At 59.5% G+C, this 10,391-nt stretch carries 11 protein-coding genes; 6 read left to right on the top strand and 5 right to left on the bottom strand.

Features of this window, described 5'->3' with window-relative positions:
• Window positions 1-398 precede the first annotated feature (398 nt).
• Both H1B37_RS14230 and H1B37_RS14225 read right to left on the bottom strand, forming a co-directional pair.
• The gene (locus H1B37_RS14230) at window positions 399-1,184 is read right to left on the bottom strand and encodes a transglutaminase-like domain-containing protein (RefSeq protein WP_182867325.1); all 786 of its coding nucleotides are present in this window, start codon (window positions 1,182-1,184) and stop codon (window positions 399-401) included.
• Between the two features lie 4 nt (window positions 1,185-1,188).
• A complete protein-coding gene (locus H1B37_RS14225) occupies window positions 1,189-1,962 on the bottom strand; it encodes an Ntn hydrolase family protein (protein WP_182867324.1) in 774 nt (257 codons plus the stop codon).
• A 230-nt stretch (window positions 1,963-2,192) separates the two neighbouring features.
• Here H1B37_RS14225 and H1B37_RS14220 point away from each other — a divergent pair, with 230 nt between their 5' ends.
• The 6 genes from H1B37_RS14220 (at window position 2,193) to H1B37_RS14195 (ending at window position 7,851) form a co-directional block, all read left to right on the top strand.
• Window positions 2,193-3,155 carry a hypothetical protein gene (locus H1B37_RS14220; RefSeq protein WP_182867323.1) on the top strand — a complete coding sequence of 321 codons (963 nt, stop codon included), beginning with the start codon at window positions 2,193-2,195 and terminating at the stop codon, window positions 3,153-3,155.
• A gap of 206 nt (window positions 3,156-3,361) precedes the next feature.
• Window positions 3,362-4,318 (top strand): ribosome biogenesis GTPase YlqF, encoded by a 957-nt coding sequence (ylqF, locus tag H1B37_RS14215; RefSeq protein WP_182867322.1) that lies wholly within the window; start codon window positions 3,362-3,364, stop codon window positions 4,316-4,318.
• 248 nt (window positions 4,319-4,566) lie between these two features.
• On the top strand, window positions 4,567-5,259 hold the full coding sequence (locus H1B37_RS14210; RefSeq protein ID WP_182867321.1) for a RedB protein: 693 nt from the start codon (window positions 4,567-4,569) through the stop codon (window positions 5,257-5,259).
• A 9-nt stretch (window positions 5,260-5,268) separates the two neighbouring features.
• A complete protein-coding gene (locus tag H1B37_RS14205) occupies window positions 5,269-6,759 on the top strand; it encodes a sensor histidine kinase (RefSeq protein ID WP_182867320.1) in 1,491 nt (496 codons plus the stop codon).
• 144 nt (window positions 6,760-6,903) lie between these two features.
• Window positions 6,904-7,374 (top strand): response regulator, encoded by a 471-nt coding sequence (locus H1B37_RS14200; RefSeq protein WP_182867319.1) that lies wholly within the window; start codon window positions 6,904-6,906, stop codon window positions 7,372-7,374.
• 51 nt (window positions 7,375-7,425) lie between these two features.
• Window positions 7,426-7,851, top strand: a complete 426-nt coding sequence (locus H1B37_RS14195; protein WP_182867318.1) for a response regulator — start codon at window positions 7,426-7,428, stop codon at window positions 7,849-7,851.
• A gap of 95 nt (window positions 7,852-7,946) precedes the next feature.
• Here H1B37_RS14195 and dps read toward each other — a convergent pair whose 3' ends face one another.
• From dps to H1B37_RS14180, 3 genes are all read right to left on the bottom strand, one after another.
• Window positions 7,947-8,432, bottom strand: coding sequence for a DNA starvation/stationary phase protection protein Dps (dps, locus tag H1B37_RS14190; RefSeq protein ID WP_182867317.1), 486 nt, complete (start codon window positions 8,430-8,432; stop codon window positions 7,947-7,949).
• Window positions 8,433-8,487: 55 nt separating this feature from the next.
• Window positions 8,488-8,670 carry a hypothetical protein gene (locus H1B37_RS14185; protein ID WP_182867316.1) on the bottom strand — a complete coding sequence of 61 codons (183 nt, stop codon included), beginning with the start codon at window positions 8,668-8,670 and terminating at the stop codon, window positions 8,488-8,490.
• A gap of 458 nt (window positions 8,671-9,128) precedes the next feature.
• Entirely contained in the window at window positions 9,129-10,055 is a 927-nt protein-coding gene (locus tag H1B37_RS14180; protein ID WP_182867315.1) for an ATP-binding response regulator, read from the bottom strand.
• Window positions 10,056-10,391 lie beyond the last annotated feature (336 nt).

Raw genomic sequence — 10,391 nt, 5'->3', positions numbered from 1 at the left:
TTCCTTTCCCGCGGTTCGAATTCGCCAACTGTGTGTTCCGGTCGTTGTCACGACAATTTCTGGACTGTTGATTGTGATCCTGTTCAATGAGAGGCAATGGTGGTGGTTAATCGGCCGGCGACTCGCGAGTTGCAAGCAACAACGGCCTGGGGCCCTTTCCCCCAGGCTGGTCGGAAATCGATCAGCGCGGTCAGCGAGCGACCAGCGTGGGTGACGCGCGATGTCGAAAAGAGGCACGTCAAACGGGACGCCGGCGGCGTCGACGCCGGAATAAAAGGGCTGCAAATACCATTCCAGGCCCAGCCCCAGCGGACCGGCCGCGGCGTGGCGACGCTCGCCAGAGCGTGGAAAACGTCCGGGATCCACCTTCTGGCGAAGGTAGCGACATCGAATCGGTGTTACAGAAAAACGGCACTGACCATCTTGGACGTCAGTCCGGCATCGCCGGTGATCGTCGCGAACGCGACGTCGGCGGCATCGCGGCCGGTCGCGATGCGAACCAGGCCATCAACCGCCGCGAGTTTGGTGGGGTCGAAAAAGTACCACTGATCGCCCAGATAGGCTTCCATGAAACCGTGGAAATCCGGCGGCTGAAGCTGAGCGGCGTAACCGGAGACGTAGCGTGCCGGCACACCGATGCCCCGGCACAACGCGATCGCCAGGTGTGCATAATCACGACAGACTCCGGTCCGCTGCAAGACGACATCGGCAGCGGTTGACGTGACGCCCGTGCTGCCGGGGGTGTAATCGAGATGCTCGTTGACCCAATCACAAATCGCTTGGACGCGCAACAGACCGGGTTGCATCTGACCGAATTCTTCGAACGCAAAACGCCCCAGCAAATCGCTTTCGCAGTAACGGCTGGGATTGAGATACGGCAGGACTTCCATGGGCAGATTACCGACGTGGTTCTGCGGAACGTTTCCCGGGTCGGTCGGCTGGGCAATGGCATCCACTTCCGCTTCGTAGTGAAGGGTCAATTGACATGGTTGCACCGAAACACGCTGCATCGTGTTCCCTTCCAAGCCGACCTCCAGAGTTTCAACGGGGACCTGCGGATCGATCGTCAACTGCTCGTTACGAACTTGTTGGCGGTCGGTTTGCGCCGCGGCGATCTTGAACAGCATGTTGGTCGGTTGGCGGACGTCGTACTGCAGTTCGCTTTCAACTTTGATGGTCGGCATGGTGTTACAGCGATTGGGTTTGATCTTGGAGGGTTTGATCGGTTGTCGTCAAAGGGTTGGTTGTTCCCAATAAGGGATCCGCCCACTGCATCGGAAGCCCGGCGACCACGCTTTGCAATCCTTGTACCCAGCGATCGCTGGTTTCGGCAAGGTCCGAAGTTGATAAACGCTGGTAGACGGCTTGCCGGCTGTGGGTGGAAATGACCGCCACGTCGATCGGGTAACCGACGTCGGTGACGCTGGCGCGGGTCGCGTCGAACGCCAAAAACGCCAGTGCCAGTGCGTCTCGCAAGGGCGTCTCGAACGTCAGCAAGCGGTCCAGAATCGGTTTGCCATAATAGGTCCGGCCGATCATGAAGTAGGGCGAATCGATCGCACACTCGACCCAGTTCCCTTCCGGGTAAACGTAAAACAACTGCGGTCGTTGGTCGGCCGGCAAACAACCACCGATGATCGCATGCAGGTTAAAGCTGTGGCCGGTGGTGGCGAGCGAGGGGCCATCCTCCTCTTTGACACGCCGCAGTTGTTGACCGAACAGATTCGCAAACTGGTACAGCCGATCCTGGGTTTCGCCGCTGCCGCGCAGCGATTCTTCGACATAGACCAGGGTCTTGTCACGGACCGATCGCAGCCCGCTGGTCATGGTGAACAGGGCGCTGTTGCCGTGTTGAAATGCGGCCAATTTCTGTTTATTGACCTGTTCGCTGCCACGAACGATACGTGTGTCGGCAAGGGCAATGATCCCCTCGCGGACTTGAATGCCGATGCAAAATGTCAATGTTCTCTCGGAGCGTCGATGGAGGAAGTGATAGGGCAATTTGGCCCTCCTTGTGCAACCTCCCTCCCCGTGCAACCGTTGTGCCGAACCGTGATCCCTGTCGGCGGTGCGACAGGCGGTACCACGTCGCCACACCGAGTGGCAGGACAGCCGGTGGTGTAACATGGACGGGGGCGGGGATCTTGCCGCTCTTTCTGACACGACGACCCAGCACTTTGGAGTTGGAACCGATGAACCCTTCTCTTGACCGCCGGCGATTTGCGATTGCTAACGGGGCCTGCATTGGTGCTTGGCTGCTGGGCACGGAAAACGAAGCTGACGCGGAGCAGCGCAGCCTGGTCGAAAAACGTTTGGTGCGGCTGGGAATCAACGCACTGGCGCGGGCCCCCGAGATGAATTACTTTGCCGACGGACACCGCGGCGCGGCGATGATCTCGGCCCACCTGATGTGCGTGGACAACGGACTGGACGACGCGGCGGCCGCGCGAATCGTCGAGCTGTTTGACCTGAATTGGGCGCCGACGAAACTGTGCCAACCCTTTCCGGAAAACGATCCGGTCCCCGACGCGGTCGAGCAGGTCGGCAAGGCGCTGGCCCAAGGCGGCGGGGTGTTGCGCGAAGTCGGCCACGACGCCATTTTTGCGATGCACGCGATCAAGGCCTTCCGAATGATGCCCGAGACCGCCACGCCCGAGCGGGTCGAGGGGATTTGCAACCTGATCAAAGCGTTCAAACCCTGGCGCGACGTCAAACCGGACGACGACGTGGATCCGCCACCCTTTGTCGATTCCGTTGCCGCATCCCGATTCATTCTCCAAGAAGCCGGCGACGCGATCGATCGCTTCGTCGGCTACGGCCAGGGTTTCGCCGGCCACATGTTGACCTTCGGGCAATCGCTGGTCGAACTCGCCGCGATGGGCGACGTGGAATGGGCCGAGAGTTGTCGCACCGCATTTCGAAAGTACGTCACCGTCACCCGCCGGGGACCGCAACCGGGCGATCGCAAGATCAAGGACCACGCGTTTAGCAAGCTGCGGCCCAAGGACGCCCAGTACTGGAAAAATCGCGGCGACAAAACGTTGGGCATCGGGCACGTGTTCAAGTACCCCTATGGCTACTACGACCTGCTGGCGCGCGCCGATGACCCCGAACTGGCCCGCCAGCTGGACACCAAAGCGTACCACCTGTTTTGAGGCGGCCGACGGAAGACGAATCGAGTCGGCGATTTTTCGCGTGTGGGGTTAGCAGAACTCGGGCCAATGAGGACACTAGCTGGATCACCGACCAAACGTAGCTACCTTCGCCAGAAGGTGGTTTCCCAGGGATCACCACGCTCTGGCGAGCGTAGCTACGCCCATTGCCGTGCCGCCGTCTCCCCATTCGCCCCATCGAGTGTCTCATGTCAATCCAGTGGTTTCCCGGGCACATGCACAAAGCTCGGCTTGAGATCCAGGCCACACTTCCCAAGGTGGATGTGGTGATCGAGATCCTTGACGCCAGGATTCCGTATTCCAGTGAGAACCCGATGCTGGCGGAATTGCGCGGCGACAAACCGTGCTTGAAGGTGTTGGCCAAGAGTGATTTGGCCGACGAGGCGATGACCCCGGTGTGGCTCGCCCACTTTGATAAAACGGTCGGCGTTCGCGCTTCGGCGGTCACGACCGAAGACGTGCCCTCGATCCGGCGGCTGAAATCCATTGCCACGTCCATGGTGCCGCACCGACGCGGACGGACTGTCACAGCGATGATCGTCGGGATCCCCAACGTCGGCAAATCGACGATCATCAACTATCTAGCCGGTCGAAAGATCGCCAAGACCGGCAACACGCCGGCGGTGACCAAGCAACAACAACGCGTCAACATCGGTGATGGCGTCACATTGCTGGACACCCCCGGTGTGCTGTGGCCCAACGTGCTGAACGTCAATAGCGGGTACCGACTGGCGCTGCTGGGATCGATCAAAGAAACGGCGATGGAGTACGCCGACATCGGGTTCTTCGCCGCCCGGTACATGCTGGCCGAATACCCGGACAAGCTGATCGACCGCTATGGGTTGGACACGACGCCGACGACGGAATTGGAGGCGATCGAAGCGATCGGCCGCAAACGCGGCTGCCTGGGCAAAAGCAATCGGGTCGACATCGATCGCGCGTCACGGATCTTGGTGACCGAATTGCGATCGGGCGGCTTCGGCCCGCTGACTTTGGAAACGCCCCAAACCATGCAGCGAGAAAAAAGGCAAACCGAAGCCTTGGCCGCCGAGAAAGCGGAAAAGGACGCCGCCAAGGACGCCAAACGCAAAAAGCGGTTTCGCGACCGCGAGCGGGCCAAACGCAAAGCACGCGAACGACGCTGATCGGGTGGTCGCGACCAATCCCGTTGCCCGACCAGCTGCCGAGGGCATCCCCTCAGCCGTCTCGCACAACCGGCGGGGAATCATTCGTTTGATGCGATTCTAAACGTCCCCGCATTAATCGTGGTCTACGATCCCCACAATGGCTAGTGCTTCGCCGACGCTTGGTGTCGGGGTTGCGCTGCGAAAAGACGTCCGCAACCAATGGCACACCAACAAGGATGCCCCGGCCCCCTGTTTGCGAATCGTCAGTGGCACAGGCGAACGACTTGGGGATCACGATGCATCACAACCACCTGAATTTCGCGCGCGGTCGGAACGCGTTCGCCCGCGGGACGCGTTTTCGCCCCGGCTGGGCGATGCACACGTTGGTGCTGGCCTGGGGCGCGCTGGTCGCCGGAGGAATGGGCCTGGTCTGGCAATACCAACACGACGCCGGCACGCTGCACGCCGCCCCGCAACACTGGCCCGCCGATTCATCACTACGTCCTTCACCGGATCGATGGACGTTGGTCCTGTTCGCCCATCCGAAATGCCCCTGCACCCGGGCGACGGTCGGTGAGTTGGCGAGAATCATCCATCATGGCGGGGATCGGTTGCAGGCACACGTGCTGTTCGTGAAACCCCGATCCTGCGCGATGCAGCCCGACTGGGAACATACCACGCTGTGGGACGCGGCAAAGCGGATCCCGGGAGTCAGCGTTACCGCGGACGTCGGCGGTGACGAAGCGCATCGTTTCCGCGCCGCCACGTCGGGTCTGGTGTTGCTTTATGACCCGGCGGGCAACCTGAAGTTTCGCGGCGGAATCACCGCGTCGCGCGGACACAGCGGCGACAATCTGGGACGGACCACGGTTGCCCGTTTCTTGACCCACGGTTCTACCGACGTCGACCGCACCAAGGTCTACGGATGCGAACTCGGCATCGAACTTGAGGAGACCTAAATCGTGTGGATGTCCAATGCAACGACCGTCCTTGATGCCGACGACCAACCCCGCGCCGACGCACTCTTTCGAGCGCAGCAATCACTGATTCATCACCGCACCGACCGTTTATTCGCGGCGCTGATGGTGATTCAATGGTTGGCCGGAATCGCCGCGGCGCTGTGGATTTCCCCGCGCACCTGGTCGGGGGCGATCAGCCAACCCCATTTGCACGTCTGGGCGGCGATCTTGTTGGGCGGAGCGATCACGGCGTTGCCGGTGCTGTTGGCATGGAAGCGGCCCGGACATGGGTTGACGCGACACGTCATCGCCGTCGGCCAAATGCTCACCTCCGCACTGTTGATCCATTTAACCGGCGGCCGCATCGAAACACATTTCCACATCTTTGGTTCCCTGGCGTTCCTGGCTTGCTACCGCGACTGGCGTGTACTGTGCACCGCGACGATCGTCGTTGCGGCCGACCACGGGCTGCGCGGCTGGTTGTGGCCCGAATCGGTCTACGGCGTGATCGCCGGAGCCCCGCTGCGGTTGGTCGAACACTCCGGCTGGGTCGTTTTTGAAGACATCTTTTTAATCGTCACCATCCGGCAAAGCCTGGCCGACATGCGGCGCAACGCCGACCACCAGGCCGAGCTGGAATCGACCAATTCACGCATCGAGGCCGAAGTGACGCGGCGAACCGAAGAACTGCGTCAAGCGATGGATGAAACCGCACGCGCGAGCCGACAGTTGATCGACGCCAACAAGGCACTGGAAGAACAAAACAAGGAACTCGACCAGTTCACCTACGTCGCCAGCCATGACCTCCAAGAACCGGTGCGCAAACTGGTTTCTTTTAGCCGTTTGCTGGAACAAGACATCGACGGTGACCTGAACGAAGACGCAAAGCGCGACTTGCAATTCATCGTCGACGCCGCCAAACGGATGCGCACCCTGGTCCAAGCGCTGTTGGAATTGTCGCGCGTGGGAAGGTCGGCGATGAAACACGATCCGGTGGACTTGAATCGGTGCATCAACGAAGCGCTCGAAGCACTCGATTTGAAAATTCATGAAACGGGGGCGGTGATCACGCGAGACGAATTCCCCGTCGTCATCGGCGATCAAACCATGCTGACCCAGCTGTTTCAAAACTTGGTCAGCAATGCGCTCAAGTTCACCGAAGAAGCGACGCCGGAGATCCACCTGACCGCGACTGCAGAAGATGACCACTGGACGCTCGGCGTGCGTGACAACGGCATCGGCATGAAAAGCGAATACGCCGAACGGATTTTTCAGCCGTTTCAACGTCTGCACAACCGTGGCGAGTACGAAGGAACCGGGATCGGGCTGTCGATTTGCAAGAAAACCGTGCAACGACACTGCGGGGAAATCTGGGTCGAATCCGACATCGGACGGGGAGCCCATTTCCGATTCACCCTTCCCGTCGCCGAGATCGACACACCGGAAACCGATCGAGATGAAAGTGAACCCGGTGCCGAGTTGGAATTGGCGACGTGCTAGTGCTTCACCGAGCTTTGGATTTGGCTTGCGGACCGAGAGGACTCCTTGCGTCGTCCACTACCGTCTACCCCAGTGCTTATCAAGTGATGACGCCCCTTGATCAACAAACCACCTGACACCCGTTACCCCTGGAATTTACCTGCCATGGATCATCCGAACAAAAAGCGAAAACCGGCCGTGATTCTGTTGGTCGAAGACGACCCCGGCGATCAAGAGCTGACCCGCCGGGCGCTTAAACACGAGTCGATCAATGTCGACCTGAGGATCGCGTGCGACGGTGAGCAAGCGATGGACTACTTGAGACGCGAAGGCGCGTTCGTCGATCCGGAGTCCTCGCCCACCCCGGACCTGATTCTGTTGGACTTGAACATGCCCAAGCGGAACGGCCGCGAAGTGTTGGGCGACCTGCAAGCCGATGAGTCTTTGTCGCGAATTCCCGTGGTCGTGTTGACGACCAGCCAGCAAGAAGCGGACATCCTGCGTTCCTATGACCTGGGATGCAATTCGTACATTCAAAAACCGGTCGACATCGATCAGTTTACCGAATCGGTTCGGCGACTGGGCACCTATTGGTTCAGCGTCGTCACCTTGCCGACCGCCAGCGTCGCCGTCTGATCGCCCGGTCACGGCCATCCACAGAGATCCACAGCGAGTGCAGTGAACGCCATGAGTTCCAAGACCGAGTCTCCCACCGTCATCGTTCTGGTCGAAGACGATGACGTCGACGCTCTGCTTTTCGAGCGGACCCTTGATGATTGCGACGGCAGCTATGAGGTGCAAGTCCATTGCACGCTGGAATCAGCGATGCAGTGGATCGACCAACACCACTGTGACGTCGTGTTGCTCGACTACTCCTTGCCCGATTCGTTTGGGCTGGATGGTTTGCGTCGGTTGCAAGCTCGTTTTGAAGGTCTGCCGGTCGTGATGCTGACCGGGCTGGACGACCCACAAGCCGCCGTTGCCGCCCACGACCACGGCGCGACCGCTTACGTGGTCAAGGGCATTCTCTCGTCAAACGAACTCGATCAGACACTCCGGCGAGCGGCCACGGGACGTCCATTCAAGTGCGGCAGCATTCGGCAACCAGTCTAGCTTTTCTCCGCCCCTGGTAGAGACGGCGTTTGGGTCGCAAGCAAGCGCCAGAGAGGGCCGGCGGATTGCGAAAGTCTAGACGAATTCCGCTTTGATCAAGATTCTTGTGCTTGAACCATCCAAAGGTGCTTTTCCAGCGGTCCCGTGATCGCGATGCAAAGGTCCTCGCTGACCGGGTCGATGTCGCCGAGCTTGTCGATCGCACCGCGGAGGCCGTCGATCGTCGTTTTCAGTGCGTCGGCGACCAAGCTGATCGTGTCGTCGACCTGCTGGAAATCTCGCGGATAATCCGCCAGATCGCTGTTCGAGGCGACGGTGCCGGAACGTCCATCGGCGGGCAAACCCAGTGCCGCGATCCGTTCGGCGACTTCGTCGCTGCCGTCGCGAACGGTTGCGATGATTTCATCGAGCTGCAGGTGGATCGAACGAAAGTTTTTGCCGATCACGTTCCAGTGTGCTTGCTTCAATATCAATGCCAAGTCGACCAGGTTGACCAACGAATTTTGCAGCAGTTCAACGGTTTGTTGTTGCGGTTGGTCGTCAAGAACTTGCCGCTTCAGGGGAGTCGTAAGAGTCGTCATTCAAGGTTCCTTTGTCGTTGGAGGTTTTAGATCAAATCGAAGCTGTCGGCCCGAGTTACGCGAGCAACCAATAGACTAGGGCGAAGGCGAGAGCGGCCAACAGCAGAAGCGCCAGGTACGAAAGCGCGACCAGGGCGAAGGGGCTGCCGGGCGCCTTCTGGCTGAGCGGGGTTTCGTGATTGGAAGAATCCGGTGGTGCTTGGGGTTTGGACGTCGTTGTCTTGGTCGTCGTTGTCATGGGAAGGTCTGCAAAAGGGGCAACAAATCGACGCGTGTGCCAAGAACCGGCATCGCGTCAGCCCAGTGGGCAACAGGAAGTGTCGCAGCAATCGTGCCAAACGATCTCTGCGATGCTTTACCTGCCGGGAGAGGGTACGGAGGAGGCAAATCGATTCACCGATCGGCCCCTCAGGCACCAAGCTGGTCAAAAAGCGAACAGCAGGTGGCCGCCAACGACAAAAGAGGGCGGCTAGACAGGAAGACTTGCCTGCCATCAACCGGCTTGCGCACCTGTTCCCGTTCCGAAACGGCCTGCGCGAGGAGGGTAAGAAGATTTTGGGGGTAAGAAGATGATGAATTGCACCCTGCACTGAGTCTCGCTAATTTTCCTACCTCCAAAATCTTCCTACCTCTCCACCTGACACGTCGAAGGGGAATTGGATCGGATCCCGGGAACGAGGCGAGTGCCCCTTACACTCAATCCGCCGCCGGTGTGACCACCGGGCGCAGGTTGTTGAGCGTCATACGCAGTTCGCTTCCGGTCTCGTTGAACAGAACCTCGTCCATGAAGGTTCGAATCAGAACCAGCCCTCGACCTGCTTCCTCGTTGATCGATTCATCGGCCGATGCCGGCCATTTGGCGTCGACATCAAACCCTGACCCGCTGTCGCCGACGACCAATTGGGCGCGGCTGCGATTGAAGTCCGCGGCGACGTGGATTGTCCGATCGGCATAGGGCTGCTCGCCGCGCCGCTCTTCGACAATCGGCGACGTCTTGCCTTCATGCAACAAATTGCGCGTCTCGGTTAACTTCTCCGCCGGTATCTCGAGGTTGCCGTGCAGCATCGCGTTGAGCAGCGCCTCTTCCAGCGCGATCCCGATGTGCATCCGTTGAGTGGCCGAACAGAGTTGCATCGCGATCATCCCCTGCTGGATCCGATCGACGACCGGGGAAATCAACGTGGGGTCATTGCCTAAGACGAATCGATAACGCGTGTTGGTGGTCAGTTGCACGACCCGTTCGTCGTAGTGGTCCGCGTCGCGAACCGCCAACACTTGTTCAACGGTCTCCAACAGACTCTCGGCAAGTTGTTGTTTAGGGACAAAGCTGGCCGCACCATGCCGCAGCGCTTGAAGCGCGATTTTGGAATCATCCGTTCCGGTCACCAAAATGACCGGGACTTCGGGAAACGATTCCGCCATGTGCGAAACCAGTTGCATGCCGTCCATTTCCGGCATGTTCAAATCCGTGACGACGACATCGGGCAAGGCGTAGGTGACCATATCGACCGCCTCGACGCCGTTCTTGGCTTGGGAGACCAACCAGTCCACGTCGGCACTCAGCAGTCCCTTCATCAATAGCCGATCAACATCCGAGTCGTCCACCACTAATATGATCGGCATTGAATCACCCGCATTTTTGCGTGCCCGAGAAGTAGTCAGTAACGCCTGAAATTAGCATCTCGGACCGCGCAATTCCAGTTTTGCCCCCTGTTTCACCCGCCGAACCTCAAACTTCTTGACGAGCACCTGCGTTGCGCGGTGATTCCACCGCGCTGCCGAGCGTCGATTGCGGTGATCAAGAAATCGGAAGGGATGCAAGTGCAAAAACCTATCCAACCGCTGGGCAATCCCTGTCCAAGTCCGACCGCGTGGGCCTGCGAATTCAGGCACACGCAACCGCATCCCTCGGTCTCGCACGCGCCTCAAATTCGGCGGATTCTGCGGTTTCAAGATTGC

Source organism: Stieleria mannarensis (genome assembly GCF_014154935.1).
GTDB classification, from domain to species: domain Bacteria; phylum Planctomycetota; class Planctomycetia; order Pirellulales; family Pirellulaceae; genus Stieleria; species Stieleria mannarensis.
This window is presented reverse-complemented; position numbering and strand designations above follow the sequence as displayed.

Bases quoted from the DNA above. Each gene is read 5' to 3' on its own strand.
- H1B37_RS14230 (WP_182867325.1), bottom strand. From the start codon at position 1,184: ATGCCGACCATCAAAGTTGAAAGCGAACTGCAGTACGACGTCCGCCAA.
- H1B37_RS14220 (WP_182867323.1), top strand. From the start codon at position 2,193: ATGAACCCTTCTCTTGACCGCCGGCGATTTGCGATTGCTAACGGGGCC.
- ylqF (WP_182867322.1), top strand. From the start codon at position 3,362: ATGTCAATCCAGTGGTTTCCCGGGCACATGCACAAAGCTCGGCTTGAG.
- H1B37_RS14205 (WP_182867320.1), top strand. From the start codon at position 5,269: ATGTCCAATGCAACGACCGTCCTTGATGCCGACGACCAACCCCGCGCC.
- H1B37_RS14200 (WP_182867319.1), top strand. From the start codon at position 6,904: ATGGATCATCCGAACAAAAAGCGAAAACCGGCCGTGATTCTGTTGGTC.
- H1B37_RS14195 (WP_182867318.1), top strand. From the start codon at position 7,426: ATGAGTTCCAAGACCGAGTCTCCCACCGTCATCGTTCTGGTCGAAGAC.
- dps (WP_182867317.1), bottom strand. From the start codon at position 8,432: ATGACGACTCTTACGACTCCCCTGAAGCGGCAAGTTCTTGACGACCAA.
- H1B37_RS14185 (WP_182867316.1), bottom strand. From the start codon at position 8,670: ATGACAACGACGACCAAGACAACGACGTCCAAACCCCAAGCACCACCG.
- H1B37_RS14180 (WP_182867315.1), bottom strand. From the start codon at position 10,055: ATGCCGATCATATTAGTGGTGGACGACTCGGATGTTGATCGGCTATTG.